Consider the following 23,411-nt stretch of genomic DNA (forward strand, 5'->3'; position numbering starts at 1 on the left):
TGTATTTTTAATACTCCCCTGAAAACTCCATAGAAAAAAGGCACAACCTTTAGTTGCACCTCTCTTAAAATTATATGTTATTTTCTTTCGTTAACTCTTCCTTGCAGAAGCTTAAAATCATTGCTTCTTCATCTTCTTCAAGTTCGAAATCTAAATAGGAATTATCTCCTTTATCGATTAGGAAATAATTTAAGATAAAGATTTCATCTTCTGTTTTTTGACCGACTAGGACACGAATCTCTATACCTGCTTCTGTATATAACTCATCCTCTTCATCTACTTCAATATCCAAAAGAAATTCAAAACGTTTTCCTTCAATAATGTTTGTTGGATCTTTAATTTCATCAATCGAAAATTGTGTAATCTCCATATATCAAACTCCCTTATGCTTCTCTTGCAAATTACGTTATTGTATACAGTTTTATAATACACATACATTTACTAAATTGTAAATTTAGACAATCGCAATTGTAGCTCTTCCGCAAGATTTGCCAGTGAAACTGCTGCACCAGAGATTTCTTCCATTGAGGCTAACTGCTCCTCTGAAGTAGCGGCTACGGATGCTGAGTTGTCGGAAGTTAGTTTTGAAACATCTGACATTTCCTTCGCATGTGTCGATACTTTTGAAACCTCTACTTCAATTTGATTTGAAATGGACGTGATATTCACTACCTGTGTTTGCACTTGTCCCACCGCCTCTTGGATTTCACCAAAAGTAGTTTGTGTATCAAAGGCGATTTCCAATCCTTTTTGAACACGTTCCTTCACATCATTTATAGAAGTGACCGTTTTTTCAGTATCTACATCAATCTGTTTTGCAATTCCTGTAATATTGGCTACCAGTAGTCTTGTTTGATCGGCTAGTTTTTTGACTTCGTCAGCTACAACAGCAAATCCTTTTCCTGCCTCTCCAGCTCTTGCTGCTTCAATCGACGCGTTTAATGAAAGAAGGTTTGTCTGATCCGCAACCTCAGTAATCTGGGAAAGGACTTTAACAATTTCCTTTGTTTGATTGTTCAAGATCGATAATGCATGATCTGTTTCCTCAACGGATTCATTAATTCTTTCCATTTGAGAAACCGTTACTCCTACATAATTTGACCCTTGTTCCGTTTTCTTGCCTGTTGAAACGGATAATTCTTGGGCTAAGTTTGCATTTATAGAGATTTCATCCACATAAGCTTTACTTTTTTCTGCGGATTGAACAGATTCAACTGACATAAAGGACTGCTTTTCTGCGCCACCTGAAACCTGTTGAATTGAATCCGAAATTAATTCGGCACCTTTCATTGTTTCATCTGCACTTGCCATTAATTCTTCGGCCGATGCCGCAACTTGGCTTGAACTATCTTGGACATGGGACAAAAATTCCCTTAAAGTATCGGACATCTTTTTAAATGCCTGCTGTAGGGAACCAACCTCGTCTTTTGTTTTTGCCTCTTCAAGTTCAAGCGCTAAATTGCCATTTGCAATTTCTTCGGCATTACGCGTCACTTGTTCAATACGACCAACAATACGATTAGTTAGCAGGAAAGCTGTGACAATACTTCCTATTAACAGAATGGCAATTGAGACAACCGAGATATTGATGATGGAAGTAATATTGCTTTGTATTTGTTTTTGCATTTGTTTATACTGTGCGGAAATATTCCTTTTCAACTCAATTACATCATTGACTAACCCTTTTATTCTGAATGATTGTCTCTTAATTTCAGCTTGGTTATTCGCCTCTACTGCTGGTGTAGATTCATTAAGAATTTGGTCGTACTTACGTGCAATCTTTTCACCAAATTCTTTTTGTTCTTTACTTATTAGAAATGGTGCCAGTTCATCATAATTAGCTTTCACTGATTGTAAATCTTGTTCAATGTTATTTTTATTGCTTTCGGAAATATTAAAAGCATAACTATCCAATGACTTTTGTAAGCTCTGGGCCGAGCTATTTAACTCTTCTACTGAAATTAGCGAATTCACTATTTCTTCCGTTGAAGACTGCAACGTAAATAATTGACTTATATTAAACCCAATAATCCCAGTAGAGAGGAGTAAAGGAATAATTGATAGTAGTAATATTTTTTGCTTTAACTTCATCTTCTTCACCCTCTATTCTAGTATTGCAGCTTTTCCGTTAGAGATTTCTTCAATGTACTGATCAAGCATATCCTGCTCTTTCGGTGATAGGCTAATTACTCGAATAGGTGCAATGGCAACTCCATTTTCCTTTAAGCCAAGTTGTTTATCTCTTTCACTAATAGAGCCTTTTTCAACTAATTCCTTTACCGTATCATAGATGGCAACGTCCACCTGCTTAACCATGGATGACACAACTGACCCTTCCGCTAAATAAAACTGGTCACTGTCAACACCAAAGGAATATGTCCCGGCCCTTTGAGATTCCAGAATAACCCCTACTCCAGTAAATCCAGCTGCAGGATAGATATAGTCAGCTCCTGCAGTAATCATTTCTTTGGCGATACTTTCTCCTAGCTTATCGTCACCAAAAGTTCCGGAATATCTAGATAAAATTTTCGCTTCCGGATTCACTGCCTTCACCCCTGCCGCAAATCCATCTTCAAATTTGTGAATTAGCTCTACGTCTTCTCCACCAACAAATCCAACAACATTACTTTTCGTTTTCATACCAGCTACTAATCCAACTAAAAATGAACCTTCATCTTCCTTAAAAGTAATATTATAAACATTCGGTAATTCCGATTGGGAGTCAATTATTAAGAAAGAGACATCCGGGTATTTTTTAGCAACGGTTTCTAATGCTTCTTGAATTGAAAAACCTAGTCCGATAACTAAATCGTTTCCTTGCTCAACCAATTCTTCCAGCCCTTGTTCATAGGTTCCCGTATCTTGTAATTCACGATAATCAAAGGAAATTCCTAAATCATCCCTTGCTTGTTCGAGACCTGAGAATCCCATGTCAGAGAATGATTGGTCTCCTAACCCTGCATCCGATAACATGATTCCAACTTTAATACGATCTGGTTCTGTACTTTCTTCATCATTTGAACAAGCAGAAAGAACCACCAAACAAATCGCAACAGTAAATAAAATGACATATTTTTTCATTTAAATAACTCCTACTTATGTATATTTTATCGTTTAAATATTGTCTAAATTATGCAAAAACAATATATATTTGATATTTTTTCGCTATTTTAGTTTACAATATGATTTTTACTATGGATATAGTTAAATCTCTAATTGAAGATAAATTTTTCGATACAAGTGACACATTTTAACGAATATGCAACAATAAGGGAAAATGGTTCGTTTTAAAGGAGAAATTGTTTTATGAGGGAAATATTTTATTACCAAGATGTAATGATGCGACAATTTACAGCACAAGTTGTACGCACAGCTAAAGAAGATACACGACCATATGTTGTACTTTCAAATACGGCATTTTACCCAACTGGCGGTGGACAGCCCCATGATACTGGAATGATTGAAGATCTTTGTGTAGTGGATGTAGAAAAAGTAGAAGATGAAATTCGGCATTATGTTGAAGGAAACATTGAGGCTCTTGAAGGTGAAGTAACCGGCCACATCAATTGGGAACGCCGCTTTGACTTTATGCAGCAGCATTGTGGTCAGCATATTTTAACGGCGGCTTTCGTGGAGTTATTTGATATCCCTACAGTTAGCTTCCATTTAGGGACTGAGCTTGTCACGATTGATATCGCCACTGCCCAGATTACCGACGAACAACTAGGAGCAGTAGAAAAACGAGCAAATGAAATTGTATTAGAAAATCGACCTGTAGAAACAAAGTGGGTGTCAAAAGAGGAATTGTCTAATTATCCTTTGCGAAAAGACATTTCCATGGATGGAGATATCCGACTTGTTATTATTCCGCAATATGATTATAACGGGTGTGGTGGAACCCATCCCACATCAACTGGCCAAGTAAGTTCCATTAAAATAATGGGTACGGAAAAAATGAAAAAGAATACACGAGTTTCCTTTGTCTGCGGGAACCGAGTGTTACAACAACTAGCGATGCGGAAAAATGTATTATCTGACGTGGCCCGTCAATTGAGTGTACCCGAAGAATCTGCCGCGGAAGCATTACGCAAAATTTTTAATGATACAAAGGCGATGGAAAAGGCTTTAGAAGAAGCACAAAATCAATTACTTGAGTATGAAGCAAAGGAACTTGTTGCAGCGAGTGAAGCTGGAATTGTGGCCGCGTCATTTGAAAATCGCACCGTACAAGCTCTGCAAAGGCTTGGCCGCGCAGTTGTTTCACAGTTGGATGGTGGAATTTGTCTTCTAGCAGCAGAAAACGAAGATAAACTTCAATTTATCGCTGCCCGCGGTAATCAGGTTGATAAAAGCATGAAAGAGATTTCTGGTGCCCTTCTACCATTAATTAATGGAAAAGGTGGCGGAAATGATGCTTTCGTTCAAGGTGGCGGGGAAAAATGTATTTCTTCTGTGGAGTTATTGAAGGAAATGAAGAAGTTGGTTGTAAAGTAGTTGTAAGGACTTTTTTTGGGTATATCACCAATTATAAAGGGTGTGTTAGTTACATGAAAATGAATGAATGAAGGCAACTTTTCATTCATACTACGCTCTTTGGGGCTTTCATCGACCTTTTGAAGACCCGCTTTGTTTCATAGTACGCTCTTTTGGGCTTTTATCACAAAACAAAATACAAATAGAAACAAAAGGAGCCGTCTGATATATATGACGGCTCCTCTTTTTACTTCCACTCGTCGCGTAACATGCCATATACAACATGGTCTACGTAATGGTCATATAGCCATTCGGCACTGCGAATGGTTCCTTCTTCTTTAAAACCTAGTCTTTTAGGGATATTGCGACTTTTGATATTTTCTGTAGCTACATGAATCTCAACTTTATTTAACCCATATTCTTCAAAGGCTATTTTGACAATTGCTTTAGTCGCTCTTGTCATAATTCCTTTTCCTTGAAACGCTTCATCCAGCATATAACCAACATAGGCAGTTTTGTTCGCTTTATTGATTTTATTAAAACCAATTTTCCCAACAATTTTCCCTTTAAAAACAATGGCCGTGTCCAATCCTTCATTTGATAGAAATTGAATTAGATTGTTTTTGATGTTGACCAACGTATCTTGAACTTTCGTTGAATAATCTAACCAGCCGAGCCACTCACGTAAATGTGTACGAGAGGAATCGATCATTTGAAATATTTCTTCCGCATCTCGTTCGGTAACGAGTCTTAAATTAATTTCTTCATCAACCGGATACATAAACATGAATCCATCCCCCTTATTTCGATTTTAGCTCGAAGACCACAAGTTGCGGTAGATTAAATATCCGGAAAGGCACTGTACTATTCCCTAAACCTCGGCTAACATTCATGGTTGTTTCCCCATCTTCAAAAGTTCCAGCCGTATATTTCGGCAAAAATCCTTGTCCAGGTGCCACAAGCCCTCCAACGAAAGGCAGCCGAATTTGCCCCCCATGGGCATGACCAGAGAATACAAGATTCATATTATTTGCGACATACGTATTGAATTTTTCAGGTCGGTGGGCTAAAAGAACTGTTAGATTCTCTTGGTTCACATCTTCCAAAGCGGTACTTAACATATCCTGTGTTTCATGGCCATTAAGGGGGTCTTCAATTCCAATAATTGAAATTTGTTCCCCTTCTCGCTCTATGGTTGTTGACGTATTCGGCATAACATGAACACCGATTGCCTTCAGGGCATTATATATTTCTTGAACTTTGTTAGTGGCCACCTCATGATTCCCAATCACATAGTAAACATCAGCGATTTCCACCAATGGCCTGACTGCTTGTAGGCTCTGTTCTAAATTATAGCGATTGCTGTCAATGACATCCCCCGTAATAAAAATCGCATCCGGATTAGTTGCCTCCACTTTTTTCACCAGTTTTTCTTGCTGGTTCCCAAACAAGGCATCATGTAAATCAGAGACTTGTGTAATGCGAAAGCCATCAAAGCTTTCTGGAACCTTCTCTGATTCATAAACATGCTCAGTCGTGACGATCCAATGGTTGTTTATATATAAAAATAAGTAGATTGCTATTATAAAAAGGCAAAATTTAAACAGTTTTTTCAAAGCACTCGCTCAATTCATTTAAAGATTATGGGTAAAACCGAAGCTCACCCTCATCAATAATAGTAACATGATTTGGAACATTCAAGTGAAGAAACGTAGAACCTGTTACAGAATTGTCAACTACGTACTCGTCTGAATACAGTGTTGGAATATTCCATTCAAGCATTTCGATTTTTGCGCTGATGCTATTGAAAGTAAACTGTTGAGCAGATGGAGATGGCTTCTTCACAATAAATTGATCACCGGTAAATTCAAATTGATCTTCTGTAATTTCTTTTGTTAAATCGATTCCACTATTGATATGCGGAATTTGATAGGTTTTTGCATAGATCTTATTTGAAGTTGCATCATCTCGCCAATCAATTAAGACAAAAACTCGCCCATACGTATCTTCTGATTCTCTTATAAAGGTTACCTCGTCTGATGACAATTCCATGGACCAATCATCCACTAGATATTTTTCATTAAACTTAACTTCCCGCTTTTCAGCAATATAATTATAGAACTGTCTTTCATCTTTAATAATTTCCTGTACTTCCGCTGTGGACACAATGTTGTATTCATCGCTGCTAGCTAAAGATAAATACGTTAAGGCCATTAAACCTAGCCCAATATAAACTATGATTACTATACCTATTCTTTTTACTGTCCAGAAATTCTTTCTTATTTTCTTTCCTTTTGAGACAGATAGAAAGAGAGAAAAGAAAACAAAAACCAAAATTACTAGTATTAATAATAAAGTCATCTTCTAACCACCTCTTTCCAATTAAGAAATACAACTGGTAGGACAAACAAGAGTATAGCTGATATCAGTGCCTTTACTGTAAATGATAAGTAGCCTGCTTCAAGATAAAAATATAAAAGCGTTAATAGTTGTTCATCTAAAACGCGGAAAATGAAATACCCAAGGATCAGCACAAAGAAACCACCTATAGTCATTGAGAGATTAAAAAGCGACGACATAAAATAGCCGCTTGAAGCCGCAAGTAATATCATGAAAAACGATATAAAGAAATACATGAAATTAAACAAACTTACATCAGGATACATGTAAATCCCCTTAAATAGCTGGATGAATGCTACTATTATATAAAGTGACATATAGATTACGATTGTAGCGAGAAAACTATAAATAATTAGAACCAGAGCATTTGCAATACTACCCGTTGCTCGATTTGTTACAATAGATAGATCAACCTGCCGAATACCCTTTGTTTGTAATAAAAAGGCTATAATAAATGCCCATAAACAAGCAGCCATTAAAAATACATCCAAACTATAGAAATTTGTCTGTACAGTAAATGTCTCATTACCCCTTTTAGACATGCCGCTACCACTACCATAATTAAAGAAGCACATTAAAATTTGTAGAATCAATAGGTGAATCAGGCAATGACTATAAGTCTTAATCTTCCATTTAGTTTGCATTAAAACAACTTGCGAGATTGTTTTATGACTTAAAGACATCGTCAATTCCACCCTTCGATTTATTAGTTAAAAGTCTACATACTTCACTAGCGGATAGAGATTGGATAAGAACATTTGTCTGCTCAGCATATGTTAGATCGAGCTTATTCCTTTCAATAATTGCTTCATAACTTATAGCACTCTGTCTTTCATAGAGCATATCTTGATAACCAGTCATTTCTTTTATAGCATTTACCTCTCCAGTTAGACGCACCAGCATTTGATTTACTTCTTCAAGAGATGAATGCAGCACTATTTCCCCGCCATCAATCAGCATAATTTCCTCCAGTAAATGTTCAATCTCTTGTAGATAATGACTAGAAATGATAATTGTACGAGGATATGCAATATACTCCTTTAAAATAGCACGGTACATATCTGAACGAATTCCCTCATCCATCCCATTCATCGGTTCATCTAGTAATGTAATTGCACATCTAGCAGCAAGACCATAAATTAGATTAAATGTTGATGCTTGACCTTTTGATAGAAGATGGTGATAGCTATTTAGTGGAATGTCCGCGTAAGCTAGCAACCTCTTAGCAAGTTCTCCTTGCCAATTAAGATAAAATTCACTTGCCATTTTAAATAACTCCCCAAGGTTCAAAAAGGATGGAAATGTCATTGTGTCCTCTATTAAAATCAAGTTTGAAGCTACTTTCAAATTGTTAAAAGGATTTTCACCAAAAATTCGAATCTCCCCATCACTTGGTTTTAAGTGACCCGCTAAAAGCTTTAGCCATGTTGACTTCCCAGCACCATTGCGTCCGATTAAACCAATTATTTTTCCACCTTCAATTGAACAAGATAGTTTGTTTACCGCTCTATTATTGCGGTAACTTTTTTCAATTTGACTGCAAACTATTTCCCTCATGATATCACCCCTCCTTTTGAACCTTTTTTATTAAATCGATAAGCTCCTCATCTGAAACAAATAACCGTTTTGCTTCCTGTACGATTTCTTTCGCAAGTTTTGACAGCTTTTCATCCCTTCGTTTTGCTAGTATCAATTCTTTTGCCCCTCCCTGGACGAACATTCCTAGTCCACGTTTTTTATATAGGATTTCATTTTCAAGCAGAATTGTTAACCCCTTTCCAGCTGTTGCTGGGTTGATGTTAAAAAGCTCCGCAAGCTGGTATTGAGAATACACCTTTCCCATTTCTTGTATGCCATCCGCCAATATCTCATTTTCAATCCATTCAGCGATTTGAATATAGATTGGTGTAGTGGAATCATTGCTGAAATCCATAAAAGCTCTTCCTTTCGAGTTGCATTATTCCCTTTGATAGTTAGTACATTACTGATGTAATGTACTATATTTCATTTAGTCTAAATTGTCAATTCCATTCCAGTTAACTATCCACTTAAGAAATTCATTCATCCATCTTTCTTCCCCCTCCAAAAATCTTATCCACAATTCCTCAGCAGACTATCCACATTCTAGACTTTCTCCACAGCTTTATCCCAAGAAGCTGTACTTGTCCACATCAAAAATTTTCAATTCACCTCAAAATACCTAAAAAGTTATCCACAAACAAAAAAACATTCACTTTTTAAAGTAAAAGTGAATGTTGATGCTTAGACTAGCGTATCTATTCTTTTCAAGAATTCCCTTAAAAATTGTGGATAACTACCTATCCTTGGATTCTTCTTCCGATATTGTGACAGCAGCTAGATCGCCATCAAATAACACGGACTTCAACTCATCCTCACCCGAGTTTTCCGCTAAGGGCACCCGGGAACGATACGCCGCTCGACATACGAGATGTCCAGCCACAGGAGCCGTGATAAAGACAAATATTATCCCCAAAATGAGTCGGATACTTACATATCCATCATGGCTCCAAAAGTAGATGAAGGCACCTAATAAGCAGGCCAAAACAGCCAATGTCGAGCTTTTCGTTGCTGCATGTGATCTTGTATACACATCTGGCAATTTAATCAGTCCAAACGCACTAATTACACTAATGATGGAGCCAAATAGCACTAGAAACACAGCTACCCACTCAAGAATCTCTTTTGCGGTCAACGATAACCCCCCTTTCAATATACTTCGAAAAGGCGATTGTTCCGATAAAGGCCAATATCCCCAAGATTAATATGGCCTCTAAAAACGCTTTTGTGGATAAAACGATGGAAACGATTGCTATTGCGGAAATTAAGTTTACTCCGATGGTATCCAATGCGATTGCACGATCTGGCATAGATGGTCCGACAATTACACGATATAGCAACAAAGCAATGGCAATCATAAAAAACGTGAGTGCCAATAATAAGATGGTTTCTTTCATCTATCGGTCACCTCCAAAATTGCTTTTTCAAATTTCCCCATTGACCGAATAATCGATTCTTTTGACTCCTCTAAATCCATTGCATGTATATAAAAGACGTCTCCACTTTCAGACACTTCCATTACCACAGAGCCCGGTGTGAGCGTCAGAAGCAAAGCTAAAGCAGTAACCTCCCACTCTCCCTTTAAGCTTGTTTTATAAGTAAAGATACCAGGTGTAATTTGAAGATTTGGTGTCAGCACTTGTTTAATAACCATGTAGCTGGACGACAGTAGCTCTTTTATAAACAATAGGATTAGATATAAAATTTTCATAACCTTTCGAAGATAAAATTGCGTTCCAAAAAATCGATGCATCACATATAGGATTCCAATTCCGACAACGAATCCAGTAAAGAATGTTGTTAGTTGCGGGACTGGTTCATCCACTAATAGCAGCCACAAAAGTGCAAGAAATAAATTCAATAAAAACTGTGCGAACAATTACCTCACCCCTTTAGTATGGCATCAATATAGATTGATGGATTCATTAGTGTTTTTGCTGCATCCTTTACATAAATGGCAATAGACTCTGCTCCAACTCCCACGTAAACAATGGATAGGGCCAGCAAAACGAAAGCAACGTATGCCCCTTTTGGAATTGGCTTTCGATCTTCGAAACTAATCGTCGTTTCCCCAAAGAAGGATGCGAGGAAAATTCTTAATAACGAATATAGAACGATAATGCTTGAAGCAAAACTTAGTGCTAGTAATATATAAGAACCAGATTCTATGGCTCCCTGTCCGATTAACACTTTACCCATAAATCCACTAAGAGGTGGAATTCCTGCAAGTGCCAGCATGACTAGGAAATAAATCCAACCGAATACGGGATAGTTTTGGATTAGTCCATTCATTTTCTTTACAACAGACTCACCGCTAACATAGAACACCATACCGACTAATAAAAACAGAAGTGCTTTCGCGAGCATATCATGGACTAAATAATAGATGGCCCCTGTAATAGAAGTCTCTGTCCCTACTGCTAAACCTATTAAGATAAACCCGACACCGATGATGACGTTATATGTAGCAATTGTATAAATATCACGCCCTGCTAGTGCCCCCATGCAGCCTGCCATGATTGTAATACCCGCCATAACACCGATAATCGTATGCGTTACATCCTGATTCAGCGGGAACATCAGCGTGAAGGTACGAATGAGTGCATAGATTCCTACCTTTGTTAATAGAGCTGCAAATAGAGCTTGCACAACCGTTGGCGGCACACTATATGACCCGGGCAGCCAGAAGAATAGCAGCAACCCTGCTTTTAAACTAAATACCATTAACAACAATATAGCGACTGTTGTTAGTAACGGATCTTGACCAGCTTCAGCTACTCGCACGGCGATATGTGCCATATTTAATGTCTTCACGGTGCCGTATAAAAACGCAAGAGCGATTAAGAACATCCAAGATGCCACTACATTAATGAGCACATATTTTAGCGATTCTCGCAGCTGTCTCTTTTTCCCGCCCAGGGCTACTAAAACATAGGAAGCTAATAGCATTACTTCGAAACAAACAAATAGATTAAAAATATCCCCTGTTAAAAATGATCCATTAACACCGGCTATTAAAAATAGAACAAATGGGTAAAAGAACATCTTTTCGTGTCGAGGGCCTATCGTTGAGAACGCATATAATAGACAAATAGACGTGATGATACTGGCCGTTAAAACTAATATCATTGAAAATGAATCTGCTACAAACAGGATCCCGAACGGGGGCAGCCATCCGCTGAAATCTAATCGGATAATACCTTCTGTTTGCACAAGATTTAGTATGAGAAACGAAATAACACTTATAAAAATCATCGTAATCAAACTAATAATGCGTTGCAGGACAATCTGTTCACGCAAAAAAACGAGAATGACTGCAGTAATGATTGGAATAATTAGCGGTAAAACGAGTAAGTTATTCATCAGACACTCCTCTCAATTCCTGTAAATCATCAGAACCGTTCGTTTTGTATGTTCGATATGCCAAAACGAGTAGAAATGCTGTTGTAGCAAAGCTAATTACAATGGCTGTTAAAATCAACGCCTGTGGCAAAGCATCGGTAAAAGGTCCTTCAGATTGACTTAGTAGTGGGACAACACCTTTTTTCAAGCCGCCCATAGTCAAGATAAGTAAATGAACCGCATGGGACAATACAGCCGTCCCTAAAATAACGCGTATTAAATTTCGAGAGAGGACTAGATAGGTGCCCACTGTAACGAGAACACCGATTAATATCATCATTAAAGATTCCATACTATTCATCCTCACTTATACTCAAAATTATCGTTACAAGCGTGCCGATCACTGTTAATGCAACGCCTGCTTCAAAAATTGTAACCGTTGTTAAATGTTTTTCGCCTATTACTGGAAAAGTAAAGTATGCATCCGTTTGCGATAAAAACGGTGCATCGAAAAAGATAGCGCCTATCGCTGAACCTGTCGCTAAAAGCACACCTAATCCAGCTACTTTTTTAAAGTCAAAAGGCATTTTCTTATGAACTGTTTCAAGATCATACGTTATATAAAGAAGGACAATTCCTGAACCTAGAACTAGCCCTCCTATAAAGCCGCCGCCTGGTGCATTATGTCCAGAGAAGAAGAGGTATACACCGAGGGTTAAAATAATGAAAACTACACCCTTAACGACAGTTCTTAAAATGACATCATTAATCTTCAAGTGTCTGCATCCCCCTTCTTTGCTGCTTTTAGCTTAATAAGCGTATAAACCCCTAACCCAGCTATAAAGAGAACAACTACTTCCAGCATGGTGTCAAAAGCACGGAAGTCCCCAAGGATCGTGTTGACTATATTTTTACCTCCGGCCAGCTTATATGAATCTTCAAAATAAGCAGAAATAGATTCAAACTTCTCGTAGTTGATCACAGCTAATCCAATCAGCGTCACTGTAGATCCTACCAGAATGGAAATAAGCCCATTACATAGTTTTACGCGTTTAGAAGACGGCTCCGGTTTTAACTCTGCTAGATATTTGAAGCAAATTAAATATAATGCAGTTGTGACAGATTCAACGACTAGTTGCGTAAGGGCTAAATCTGGTGCCCTGAATATCACGAAAAAGAACGCAATGCCATAGCCCAATACGCCATTTAATAAAACAGCCGTAATACGGGATTTCGCAAATAGTAATGCGAAGCTGGCGAAAATCATGACAAATACCAAGAGTAATTCATAGTTTTCAACAGGTGCATCTAAGCCTGGATTCCAGGCGAATGCCTCCAATAGCAAGAAGGTGCCCGCAACAATTACAACAAAGCTGACATATAAATAGATAAAGTAATGCACTAAATTACCATTCATATATCGTTTTGTTATACTTTCCGACATATTCTCACCCGAATTAATGGCTCTTTCATAAAACGCATTGAGAGTTAAATATTGAGGGAAAATACGGTAAATCTTTATCCAGTATTTCATAAATCGATATAAGAACAGTCCCAAAACAATAACGCCAATCGTCATATACAACTCTATATTAAATCCATGCCAAGCATAGATATGTGGCGTCATTTCATCAACCGGGAATGTAGGATATACACTGGCCATTGCGGGTCTTAAAATATATTCACCCAAGATATTTGGGAAAAAGAAAATTGTAATTACTAGTCCGATTAGAACAAATGGAGAAATTAACATCCCTATTGGAGCTTCATGTGGGTTCTTCTCTGATATGTCTGGCTTAATCTTGCCTAAGAACGTTTTACTTACAATAATAACGCAGTAAACAAATGTAAAAATACTTGCCACCCAAGCGATTATCGGAATAAATACGCCGATGCTATCAATAGAGAAGAGATCTAATTCTGTAATTTTTACTGTAGCCGTAAAGAACATTTCTTTACTTAAAAAGCCATTAAAAGGCGGTAACCCTGCCATGGAAAAGCAGCCAATTAAAGCGACTGTAAATGTAAAGGGCAAAATGGACATTAACCCACCTAAACGCCTAATATCACGTGTTCCTATCTCATGATCGACAATTCCGACCATCATAAATAGTGCACCTTTAAAAGTAGAGTGATTAATTAAATGGAATAGTGCGGCAAAAGTGGCTTGTGTATAGATTACAGCGCTTGTTGAGTAACCTAAATGGACTGCAACGGAACCTAACCCTAATAAGCTCATAATCAAACCAAGCTGACTAACTGTAGAGTAAGCTAATATCGCTTTTAAATCGTATTGGCGAACCGCATTAAACGATCCCCAAAACAGCGTAATTAACCCAACTCCCGTAACCGCCCAGAACCAAACCATCTCTCCACCAAACACAGGTGTAAACCGTGCGACTAAATAAATACCGGCCTTCACCATTGTTGCGGAGTGTAGGTAGGCACTGACAGGTGTCGGTGCTTCCATTGCATCGGGAAGCCAAATGTGAAACGGAAACTGTGCAGATTTAGTAAATGCACCGAATAGGATTAATACAAGTGCAGGAATAAATAAGGCCTGTTCACTAATCTGATCAACAGTTCCTATAATCTCTCTTATACTGAATGTTCCAGACATGACGTAAAGCATTAAAAAGCCTACCAGCATGGCTACGCCACCTGATACCGTTATCGTCATAGATTTACGGGCACCTGCTCTAGATGCTTTTCGGTGATGCCAAAATGCGATCAAGAGGAAGGATGAAACACTCGTTAACTCCCAAAACGCATAGAGAATCATTAAATTATCTGAGAATACAACGCCAAGCATTGCTCCCATAAAGAGTAGTAAATAACAATAGAAATGATGAAGTGATTCTTTCATTGATAAATAAAAAATGGAATACAATATCACTAAACTTCCGACACCGGTTATTAACAAACTAAATATCAAGCTTAAACCATCAATATACGTCGTGAAATTTATATTAAACGAGGGGATCCACTCATAGGTATGGGAGAATGTTTCGCCATTTGCTATACGAGGGATATATGTAGTCAGAATAAGGAACAAACTAACGGGAATTACCAGAACGACCCAACCTATAAATCTCTTTTGAAGTCGCCTATAAAATACGGGAATTAATGCTGCCATAATAAACGGAGTTAGTATGATGGCAATTTCAATTGTCACAAGCTAATACCTCCTAATTTTGTAACCTAGCACAAATTTAAAATTATAAGAATTCATTCTATCCCCTTGACTTACAAAATGACTCACTTCATAATAGTGTGTCATAAAGGGTAGGTTGATTTCAAAAATCGCAACTATTTTACAAAAATATTAATTTTAAAGTTTTTACTTAAACAAAGATTTAATATTACAATAATAAGTATACAATAGGAAAGGATTAGATGCACTTAAAGCGCATTTACTTTTGCTTATTTATACAGTTTTTTGCTTAAAAATAATTGTTATATACAATAACAAACTTATATAAGAGGAGCAAACTTCAATGAAGCATGCGAAAAGAATGGATGAAAGTATTTTAGTTTGTGTATATTACGGACTTAATGGTGAGCGTCTTATTCGTAGAGGGCATAAACTTGCGACGTTATTAGATTGTCCACTTTATATATTAACGGTTGATTCTAAACCAATTGATGCCTTTGACGCTGAAAAATCCGGCTATATTGAAAGTTGGACAGAGCTTTCTAGAGAACTGGAAGTCGAAGAATTTATTGTTCGCGATAACGAGAAGCAACCAATTCAAAAAGTAGTTGCCGAGATTGCCCGAGAAAAAAATATAACTCAAATAATCGTTGGGCAAAGTGCACAAAGCCGCTGGGAAGAAATTACAAAGGGCTCATTTTTAAATGTTTTACTTAAAGAAGTGCCATTCGCCGATTTCCATATTGTCGCCGTAAAACGCCCGATTGCTGATGAAGGGTATGGAACATTGGAAAAAGGTGTACGTGCATATGTACTCCAAGATTTGGAGAACTATAAAATTGTCTTCACATGCCCGAAATCGGTATCCATTGAAGGAATCTTCTTTAAAGAAATCGGGACGGATTTTGATAATGGTATTTTTAAGTTTTCCTACAAAAATAAAATGCATGAAGTAAGAATAAAAGAAGGCTTTGTTACGAACCCTCATCTCATTCATTCCATTTATGGCTTATCAAATGTATAAATTTATAGAACTGTACCCCAAAGGCTAGAGACAAATCTAACCCTTGAGGGACAGTTTTTTTATTTTCCATATTCTTTCGTTTGCATACAGTTCCTTCCTTCCGTTCATGCTAAAAGCATTAGCGAAAGGAGCATTTTTTTGATGGACGGATTTAGTACTATTCATTTTTGGGAAACGCTTTTAAGGTCAACACTATCCTTCTTTACCATTCTGGTGCTAGCTCGAATTATTGGAAAAAAACAACTGAGTCAATTAACCTTTTTCCACTATATTACCGGTATAACAATCGGTTCCATTGCAGCAGAGGTTTCAACAGAGCATGAAACTGATTTTTGGGATGGATTTATTGCACTAATTTGGTGGACTCTCCTTACTCTTTTAATTAGTTTTCTTACCTTGAATTTCTCGAAAATTAGAGCATTAGTTGATGATAGACCGACGATCCTAATACAAAATGGAACTGTCATAAAAAAGGGAATGAAAAAGGCTCGTATCCATACAGATGAACTAGGTATGTTATTACGTGAACAAGGTATTTTTTCTTTTAATGAAGTCCATTATGCTGTATTCGAAACAAATGGGGAGCTAAGTGTTTTAAAGAAGCCAACCTTCGCAAATGCAACAAAACAGGATGCAAAAGCAGACCTCTCACTTCCACCACATTTACCTACAGAAATTATTAGAAGCGGAAAAATATTAAGAAAAAATTTGGAGGAATTAGAACTAACCGAGGAATGGGTTATGCATAAATTGAAAGAGAAACAGATCGATATTAAGGATGTATACTTCGCCCAGGTGCTTGAAAATAATCAACTTTATATAAGCTTAAATAATCAGGATAATTAAAATGTATCTATCTCCTCGCTAAATAAAAGAACCGACAGCATTTGCTGTCGGTTCTAGATTTAAATCCATTCTTTTACTTCATCATAATAAGGTAAAGCTGTTAAGGCACCAGGTTTTGTCGCTGCGAAGCCACCTAATCGGTTTCCGAAGCTTACGCATTTCACTAATTCATCATGTGTTGTTGGTAATCCATTAAAGTGAACAAAACGTAACACTCCAGCCATAAATGCATCCCCTGCTCCAGTGGTGTCAACTGCTTCTACCTTACGAGTCGGTACGTGGATCACTTCTCCATTTAATACTGCATAGGCACCATCTGCCCCTACAGTGATTAGGATAATGGGGACCAGATACTGATTTAACTTTTCAATTCCCTCTTGAATGCTATCTGTTTCTGTTAGGAAGAACAGTTCCTCATCAGTTAATTTCAAAATATGTGCATCTTCAAAAAATGTTGTAATTGTTTCACGACAGTTTTCTTCACTGCTCCAACGTAATGGACGGATATTGGCATCAATCGCGATGACCGCCCCTTTATCCTTTGCCATTTCTACAGCTTTTCTAGTTGTTGCAAGTGCTGTAGGATGAAACATTGTTCCTGAACACACATTAAATACAGAAGCTTTTTTAAATGCTTCTTCATTTAGTTGTTCGGGCGCTACTTGTAAATCTGGCGCCTCATCAACGTAATCTTTGAAAATACGCTCACATTCCTCCGTTAAATGAACGTATACGCCGCTCACACGTTTTTCAGGTGTAATAATCGCGAAATCCATATTAACACCTTCTGTATTAAGTTCATCTCGAACAAATTGTGAGGTCTCATCATCACCTGTAATCGTTATTAAAGATGATGGAGCACCGATTCTACTAATTCCGGCTGCAACATTTACTGTTGCTCCACCTAGGAATGTTGTAAAAGATGTATTGGTTCTATCATTAGCTATATAATCAACAAAAGCGTCACCGTATACTAATACGAAATCTTTATTATACTCACTCATGAGTTGTTAGGCCTCCGAATATTTACTTAACTCAGCGTAACATAAAATTTACGAAATCTTAAAATTTAAAACTATTCAGACAGGTGAAAAGGACATATTTTCCTTCAAGAATTTGTTATAATTTTTGTGAAAGGAAAGATGACTCATGACATTTTACATAAGAAAGGCTATATTAGAGGATGCCCCTAAAACAGCTCCTCTAATTTATGAAGCTATCGGGGATATTGCAAACCGTTTAACTGGTGAAAATGAAACATCTCAAGTTATTTCAACTCTTGAGGCACTTTTTAGAAGAACTGACAATCGACATTCTTACTTATATACCTATGTAGCGGAAAGTGAAGTAACGAAGGGTATTTTAGGCATACTAGTCTTGTATGACGGACAAGTTGGTGCAGAGTTAGATGCTAGCTTACAACGCTGGCTGGAACAAAAAAACGCTCCCATCACTTCTATTGATATGGAAGCTTATCCTGATGAGTTTTATGTAGATACGATTTGTGTACATGAAAACGCTCGAGGTTTAGGTATCGGGACCGCACTTTTAGAATTTGCTGAGAAGGTCGCGCAACTAGAAGGTTATTCGAAAATTGCCCTAAATGTAGAGACACAAAAGGTGAAGGCTCAAAAATTATATGAGCGTCTGGGTTATGTTGTTACAGAGCCCTGGACAATTATCAATGAACCATTTTTTCATATGGTGAAATTAATTAAATAGAAATGCAGGTATTACAACATGAATTTACAACTTTTATATCCATTACTGATCGTCATTGCTTCGAGTAGTTATGGCCTATTATCTACCATTATTAAAGTAGCAATGGGTCAAGGGTTCACTTCTAACGAAGCCGTATCAAGTCAATATATTATTGGTTTTTTATTAGCATTGGTTTTATTTCTTTTTACACAAAGAAAAATACCGAAATTAAATAAATCCGGCATCATCACGATTGTTTCAGCTGGTGCCATTACTGCTACAACAGGGATGGTTTATGGACTGGCTTTAAACTATGTAACTGCATCACTTGGTGTAGTTCTATTTTTCCAATTTACTTGGATTGGACTATTAATTGACTGTATCATCCACAAACGTCTACCCAACCGTTACGAAGCATTGTCACTAGTCTTTTTACTCGGTGGAACAGTTTTAGCAGCAGGTGTACTTGACACAGATCTTTCAACAATTCCATGGCAAGGATGGGTTTATGGATTACTGGCAGCTACAAGCTTCGCGATATTTATTCAAATCAATTCTAGACAAATAGAAGGAATGTCTAACGTTACACGTACTTTCCTAATGTCTCTTGTAGCATTGATCATGATTTCAATCTTTTTATCACCTGAGATTATTTGGGATGGTACATTATTTAAAACAAACTTGTGGATATTCGGGGTTATCTTGGGGACTTTTGGAATTATCTTACCAATCTTATTACTCTCCATAGCCGTTCCAAAGGTCGGTGGCGCCCTATCCTCTATTTTAAGTGCGATGGAATTACCTGTAGCAATTATTGCTTCGGTAATAATATTACATGAAAAACTGACAATACTGCAGTTATTCGGAATTGTACTAGTTTTAATTGGAATGGTTCTGCCAACTGTCCTAGCCCAAAGGAAAAATGCCGCCTAACATTTAATAGTAATATACAGCATTAAGGTCGATGAAGCTTTCGGGTTGAATCGGCCTTTCATTACTTATAAGCAAGAGCTATATGTTTTTGCGAAAGGCGTGTTTTTATGTTTCAAGATTATAAAAGCCGAATAAATGCACAAGAGGGAAACCATTTTCCATCCAATACTTACCGTCAAATGGTTCTTCAACCCTCCTATGACGAGGCAAAGAAGCATTTTCTAAGATCAATGGTACAAATACACATTGCCCATTTAAAAATGCTTGAAGAACAGAAACTTGTGGGAGAAAAAGAAGCCAAGGAAATTGGGCAAGCGATTGCAAATTTAGATTTAAATTACTTTGAACAACAAGATTATCATCCTCAATTTGAAGACTTATTTTTTCGCATTGAACATAATCTGATTGAATTAGCTGGTGATATCGCTGGAAATTTACACATCGGACGTAGTCGAAACGATATGGGGATTGCGATTTACCGAATGACATTACGAAAAAAATTATTATCCTTAATGGATGAATTACTGCAATTACGTTCCTCGCTTATTCTCTTTGCCAAAGAACATACTCATACCATCATGATTGGGTATACGCATACACAACAAGCCCAACCCACAACCTTTGCTCATTATTTAAAAGCAGTCATAGATCAATTAACAAGAGACTTTAAAAGAATGCAAGCGGCCTTTTATACGATTAACCAAAGTAGTATGGGAGCTGCGGCATTAACCACAACTGGATTTAACATTAACCGTGAACGCATGAAGGAGCTTCTCGCATTTGATGGCGTGATTGAGAACGCTTGGGATGCTGTTGCTGGGGCTGATTACATCGCAGAAGCGGCCAGTGTTATACAACTTGCCGCCCTAAATCTTGGGCGTACATCACAGGACTTTCTTCAGTGGGCAACGCAAGAATTCGATGCCTTTATTTTAGCAAGTCCATATGTTCAAATTAGTTCAATCATGCCACAAAAGAGAAATCCGGTGTCCATCGAGCATACACGTTCTTTACTATCTTCAGTCATAGGGGATTCCCAAACTGTATTACAAATGATTCATAATACGCCATATGGAGATATTGTCGATACAGAAGACGATATGCAGCCTTATCTATGGCGTGCTATGGAAAGGTTGGGCGGGATTTATAAACTATTTGGAAGTTTAGTGGTCACAATGAATGTAAATAAAGAAAAACTTCTAAAGCGTGCACAAAACAGCTTTGCCAATGTGACAGAGCTTGCAGATTCCCTGGTACGTTCAGAAGGGATATCCTTTAGACAGTCTCATCGCATTGTAAGCAGTAGCATTAAAACACTTCTTGCCGACAAAAAAGAATCCCTTGAGAGCCTGACTTGGGAGCTTGTAAATGAAAAATCCATTGAAGAAACCGGTAAACCCTTAAAGATTTCAAAACAACATTTTTATAATGCTCTAAAACCTGAGTTTTTTATCAAAATACGGACACTAAAAGGTGGGCCCGCGCCTGAAACGATGCTTAACTCTCTTCTTCAATCTGAAAAAGTCACACCATTATTAGCTCAATGGATTAAAGAGAAAAATGATAAAATCTATAAGAGTGAAGAACAACTTAATGAATATCTTGAAGGATGGACGAAGGAATGAAAGAATCAATCATTTTAGCAGTAGACGGCGGAGCGACAAAAACTACATTAACGTTACGGTCAATTCAAGGGCAGTGCCTTTTTGAAAAATCAACATCCGGATCTAATTATCAAACAATAGGCGTTAATGCCGTTATCGAATTGCTTAGTAACATACTCCATTCTGCTTACCTTTCTACACAACTTGAACCGATCCATGTAGCTGTATTTGCTATGGCTGGCATCGATACGAAATCTGACTTAGAAACAGTTACACATATTATTAATCAAAGCTTACAAAGTACACCTTTTCATATTGAAAAACTAATTATTGAGAATGATGTTCAATCTACCCTAATTGGCTTAGTAGAAAATCATCCTGGTGCATTATTAATTTCAGGTACAGGGTCAATTGTATTTGGGACAGATGGAAAAAGTAAACTGGTTCGTACAGGTGGGTGGGGACACCGCGCCAGCGATGAAGGCAGTGGCTACTGGATAGGTCGACAAATCTTAAAGGCAATTTTTAGAGCAGAAGATGAGCTCGAACCACCAACTATCCTCAAAAAAATTCTACTTGAGAAACTTCAGATTCGTTCAATGGATCAACTGATGGCTTGGCTCTATCAACCAGATTATACAAACGCCCAAACAGCAAGTATTAGTTCTGTACTACAAGAAGCTGTTTCATTAGGTGACGAAAAAGCCATTCATATTGCACAAAGTGCTGCGAAAGAGCTATTTTCATTAGTGAAAGCAACAGTTACAAAACTTCAATATGAAGATGAAGCATTTAAACTTTTTTTAAACGGCGGCATTTTAAAGCATGACCCATATATTAGAAATAGTTTGCAGCAAATGATACACCGAACATATCCTCATATGACCATCGTGTTATGTAAAGATAATCCCATTGAATATATAGTGAGGCGAGCAAAGTACTCACTAAAAATAAGCTGATTTTACAAAATAGGATGCCGCCTCAACAGTTTACTGTATAAATTTTGATATTTCTTTAGCAAGAAATTTAATAGAGCAGCTTGCCTCACAAAAAAAGAGGTGTCTCAACATATGAGATGCCTCCTTCCTTTTACTTTATAATTCCATTTTCTTTAATCCTTCATCTGTAGAGAAGTATAAATAGCCATCCTCTACAAATAAGTTATTTACTTCATCATGATATAAAATGGCCTCTTCTGTTCCGTCCGTTCGAATTTTCGAAAGGTAAGCCCCATTCGAATAGTTACTAAAATATAGCCAATCCTCAAAACCTACTATAAATTGTGCTCGACTCTTTGTTAGGCGCGTTGTTTCTCCACTACCCATATCCATTCGGTATAAGACATTATTATCATCAACATTGCTATAATAAACCAAACCATCCTGCTCGTATGCATGATCGATTTGGGCCATAAAATCAAATTTCGTATTTGAAGCCTTCGGATAATCTGCTTGAATCCAAGTATGATCAAGCTCCATTTTCGCATCATCAATTAAAAAATATTCGTAGCGAACAACATTTTGACGGTCTGGTGTCGGGTCATTCCATGTTGTATCGAGATGATACCAATTGCCATCCACCTTTACCAGGTTCCAGGCATGTCCACCAGTATAGACATCCCCCACAACATATTGTGTTTCAACACCTAGTCCTTCTAGCATTTTTAACGCCAGCAAAGCATAGCCCTGGCAAACCCCTTTATGTTCTTTCAATACCGCATAGGCACTGTGAGGGCTTGCTGTTGTTTCCTCACTATAGGCTGTAGATTTAACAATATAATCATTTACGAACTTCACCTTCTGAAAATCGGACATTTCTTCTGCTGAAACGGTTGCTAGAATACCTGCCACTTTTTCATCCACAACTTGCTCTTGAGCTAAATTGGTTAAGTAGGTTTGATGAACCTTTATTTTCGCATCAAAACTGCTATACTCATATTCAATCGTACGGTCTGCCAGGTGACCAAGTATATAATGATCGCGATTTGCCGCTTGATCGACAGCAGTTTGAATAAGGTTTTCAATATCTGCCGTGCTTCCAACATAGTGAATTTCAAAATTTGTTTCCCATTTACTTAGATAATAGTAAAAGGCATCTTCTAACTCATCTTGTGTTTGGACACTGTCCGGCAACTTCACATCCATTGTTACTAATGTATCTGCCGCCGTACTCACAAGCGTATCCTTTGCGGAGTTAACGGTAGATAATACATCGGATGTAGCATCCTGTATGGTTACTTCATTTTCACTGATAAATTGTTTTGCTTCGTCCAGCCATTGTGAGCCGAAATCATATATCGGCTTTACAAGTACTATAGCTATGACGAGAAAAGTTAATCGTATTAACAACGTACATC

25 protein-coding genes are annotated in these 23,411 nt (G+C 37.4%); 7 read left to right on the forward strand and 18 right to left on the reverse strand.

The window, feature by feature from the left end; translation table 11 throughout:
* Positions 1–70: 70 nt before the first annotated feature.
* From ACFQU5_RS19080 to ACFQU5_RS19090, 3 genes are all read right to left on the reverse strand, one after another.
* Positions 71–370: a DUF6509 family protein gene (locus ACFQU5_RS19080; RefSeq protein WP_390291615.1), complete on the reverse strand. Its 300-nt coding sequence runs from the start codon at positions 368–370 to the stop codon at positions 71–73.
* Between the two features lie 71 nt (positions 371–441).
* Positions 442–2,091, reverse strand: a complete 1,650-nt coding sequence (locus ACFQU5_RS19085; protein ID WP_390291617.1) for a methyl-accepting chemotaxis protein — start codon at positions 2,089–2,091, stop codon at positions 442–444.
* Positions 2,092–2,103: 12 nt separating this feature from the next.
* Positions 2,104–3,081, reverse strand: coding sequence for a BMP family lipoprotein (locus ACFQU5_RS19090; protein ID WP_390291619.1), 978 nt, complete (start codon positions 3,079–3,081; stop codon positions 2,104–2,106).
* A gap of 225 nt (positions 3,082–3,306) precedes the next feature.
* Between ACFQU5_RS19090 and ACFQU5_RS19095 the strand changes: the two genes are divergently transcribed.
* A complete protein-coding gene (locus tag ACFQU5_RS19095; RefSeq protein ID WP_390291621.1) occupies positions 3,307–4,494 on the forward strand; it encodes an alanyl-tRNA editing protein in 1,188 nt (395 codons plus the stop codon).
* A 226-nt stretch (positions 4,495–4,720) separates the two neighbouring features.
* Here the strand turns inward: ACFQU5_RS19095 and ACFQU5_RS19100 are convergent, their stop codons facing one another.
* The 13 genes from ACFQU5_RS19100 to ACFQU5_RS19160 form a co-directional block, all read right to left on the reverse strand.
* The gene (locus tag ACFQU5_RS19100) at positions 4,721–5,260 is read right to left on the reverse strand and encodes a GNAT family N-acetyltransferase (RefSeq protein WP_390291623.1); all 540 of its coding nucleotides are present in this window, start codon (positions 5,258–5,260) and stop codon (positions 4,721–4,723) included.
* Between the two features lie 13 nt (positions 5,261–5,273).
* Entirely contained in the window at positions 5,274–6,089 is an 816-nt protein-coding gene (locus ACFQU5_RS19105; RefSeq protein ID WP_390291625.1) for a metallophosphoesterase, read from the reverse strand.
* Between the two features lie 25 nt (positions 6,090–6,114).
* Positions 6,115–6,834, reverse strand: a complete 720-nt coding sequence (locus ACFQU5_RS19110) for a hypothetical protein (protein WP_390291626.1) — start codon at positions 6,832–6,834, stop codon at positions 6,115–6,117.
* A complete protein-coding gene (locus tag ACFQU5_RS19115) occupies positions 6,831–7,556 on the reverse strand; it encodes a hypothetical protein (protein ID WP_390291628.1) in 726 nt (241 codons plus the stop codon). The genes ACFQU5_RS19110 and ACFQU5_RS19115 overlap by 4 nt, the downstream gene beginning before the upstream one ends.
* Positions 7,540–8,430, reverse strand: coding sequence for an ATP-binding cassette domain-containing protein (locus ACFQU5_RS19120; RefSeq protein ID WP_390291629.1), 891 nt, complete (start codon positions 8,428–8,430; stop codon positions 7,540–7,542). The genes ACFQU5_RS19115 and ACFQU5_RS19120 overlap by 17 nt, the downstream gene beginning before the upstream one ends.
* A gap of 4 nt (positions 8,431–8,434) precedes the next feature.
* Positions 8,435–8,806 carry a GntR family transcriptional regulator gene (locus tag ACFQU5_RS19125; protein WP_390291630.1) on the reverse strand — a complete coding sequence of 124 codons (372 nt, stop codon included), beginning with the start codon at positions 8,804–8,806 and terminating at the stop codon, positions 8,435–8,437.
* A gap of 381 nt (positions 8,807–9,187) precedes the next feature.
* On the reverse strand, positions 9,188–9,586 hold the full coding sequence (locus ACFQU5_RS19130; protein WP_390291632.1) for a Na+/H+ antiporter subunit G: 399 nt from the start codon (positions 9,584–9,586) through the stop codon (positions 9,188–9,190).
* Positions 9,564–9,848 (reverse strand): Na(+)/H(+) antiporter subunit F1, encoded by a 285-nt coding sequence (locus ACFQU5_RS19135; protein WP_390291634.1) that lies wholly within the window; start codon positions 9,846–9,848, stop codon positions 9,564–9,566. Before ACFQU5_RS19135 ends, ACFQU5_RS19130 begins: the two co-directional genes overlap by 23 nt.
* Positions 9,845–10,330, reverse strand: a complete 486-nt coding sequence (locus tag ACFQU5_RS19140) for a Na+/H+ antiporter subunit E (RefSeq protein WP_390291636.1) — start codon at positions 10,328–10,330, stop codon at positions 9,845–9,847. The genes ACFQU5_RS19135 and ACFQU5_RS19140 overlap by 4 nt, the downstream gene beginning before the upstream one ends.
* A gap of 5 nt (positions 10,331–10,335) precedes the next feature.
* On the reverse strand, positions 10,336–11,814 hold the full coding sequence (locus ACFQU5_RS19145) for a Na+/H+ antiporter subunit D (protein WP_390291638.1): 1,479 nt from the start codon (positions 11,812–11,814) through the stop codon (positions 10,336–10,338).
* Positions 11,807–12,145, reverse strand: coding sequence for a Na(+)/H(+) antiporter subunit C (locus tag ACFQU5_RS19150; protein ID WP_390291640.1), 339 nt, complete (start codon positions 12,143–12,145; stop codon positions 11,807–11,809). Before ACFQU5_RS19150 ends, ACFQU5_RS19145 begins: the two co-directional genes overlap by 8 nt.
* A gap of 1 nt (position 12,146) precedes the next feature.
* Complete coding sequence (locus ACFQU5_RS19155; RefSeq protein ID WP_390291642.1) at positions 12,147–12,569, reverse strand: Na(+)/H(+) antiporter subunit B; 423 nt, start codon at positions 12,567–12,569, stop codon at positions 12,147–12,149.
* A complete protein-coding gene (locus ACFQU5_RS19160; RefSeq protein WP_390291644.1) occupies positions 12,566–14,968 on the reverse strand; it encodes a Na+/H+ antiporter subunit A in 2,403 nt (800 codons plus the stop codon). Before ACFQU5_RS19160 ends, ACFQU5_RS19155 begins: the two co-directional genes overlap by 4 nt.
* A 322-nt stretch (positions 14,969–15,290) precedes the next feature.
* Here ACFQU5_RS19160 and ACFQU5_RS19165 point away from each other — a divergent pair, with 322 nt between their 5' ends.
* Together ACFQU5_RS19165 and ACFQU5_RS19170 are read left to right on the forward strand one after the other, a co-directional pair.
* Positions 15,291–15,971 carry a histidine kinase gene (locus ACFQU5_RS19165; RefSeq protein WP_390291646.1) on the forward strand — a complete coding sequence of 227 codons (681 nt, stop codon included), beginning with the start codon at positions 15,291–15,293 and terminating at the stop codon, positions 15,969–15,971.
* A 141-nt stretch (positions 15,972–16,112) separates the two neighbouring features.
* Positions 16,113–16,817 carry a DUF421 domain-containing protein gene (locus ACFQU5_RS19170; protein WP_390291648.1) on the forward strand — a complete coding sequence of 235 codons (705 nt, stop codon included), beginning with the start codon at positions 16,113–16,115 and terminating at the stop codon, positions 16,815–16,817.
* A 59-nt stretch (positions 16,818–16,876) separates the two neighbouring features.
* Here the strand turns inward: ACFQU5_RS19170 and ACFQU5_RS19175 are convergent, their stop codons facing one another.
* Positions 16,877–17,821 carry a carbohydrate kinase family protein gene (locus ACFQU5_RS19175; protein ID WP_390291650.1) on the reverse strand — a complete coding sequence of 315 codons (945 nt, stop codon included), beginning with the start codon at positions 17,819–17,821 and terminating at the stop codon, positions 16,877–16,879.
* Between the two features lie 145 nt (positions 17,822–17,966).
* On the opposite strand from ACFQU5_RS19175, the gene ACFQU5_RS19180 reads away from it, so the two are divergent.
* From ACFQU5_RS19180 to ACFQU5_RS19195, 4 genes are all read left to right on the forward strand, one after another.
* Positions 17,967–18,539 carry a GNAT family N-acetyltransferase gene (locus ACFQU5_RS19180; RefSeq protein WP_390291652.1) on the forward strand — a complete coding sequence of 191 codons (573 nt, stop codon included), beginning with the start codon at positions 17,967–17,969 and terminating at the stop codon, positions 18,537–18,539.
* An 18-nt stretch (positions 18,540–18,557) separates the two neighbouring features.
* Positions 18,558–19,451, forward strand: a complete 894-nt coding sequence (locus ACFQU5_RS19185; protein ID WP_390291654.1) for an EamA family transporter — start codon at positions 18,558–18,560, stop codon at positions 19,449–19,451.
* Positions 19,452–19,558: 107 nt separating this feature from the next.
* On the forward strand, positions 19,559–21,076 hold the full coding sequence (argH, locus tag ACFQU5_RS19190; RefSeq protein ID WP_390291656.1) for an argininosuccinate lyase: 1,518 nt from the start codon (positions 19,559–19,561) through the stop codon (positions 21,074–21,076).
* Complete coding sequence (locus ACFQU5_RS19195) at positions 21,073–22,014, forward strand: N-acetylglucosamine kinase (RefSeq protein WP_390291658.1); 942 nt, start codon at positions 21,073–21,075, stop codon at positions 22,012–22,014. Before argH ends, ACFQU5_RS19195 begins: the two co-directional genes overlap by 4 nt.
* A gap of 135 nt (positions 22,015–22,149) precedes the next feature.
* On the opposite strand, the gene ACFQU5_RS19200 is transcribed toward ACFQU5_RS19195, so the two are convergent.
* Positions 22,150–23,403, reverse strand: coding sequence for a DUF5050 domain-containing protein (locus ACFQU5_RS19200; protein WP_390291660.1), 1,254 nt, complete (start codon positions 23,401–23,403; stop codon positions 22,150–22,152).
* Positions 23,404–23,411: the final 8 nt, after the last annotated feature.

The organism is Ureibacillus sp. GCM10028918 (assembly GCF_042666115.1).
Lineage (GTDB): Bacteria > Bacillota > Bacilli > Bacillales_A > Planococcaceae > Ureibacillus.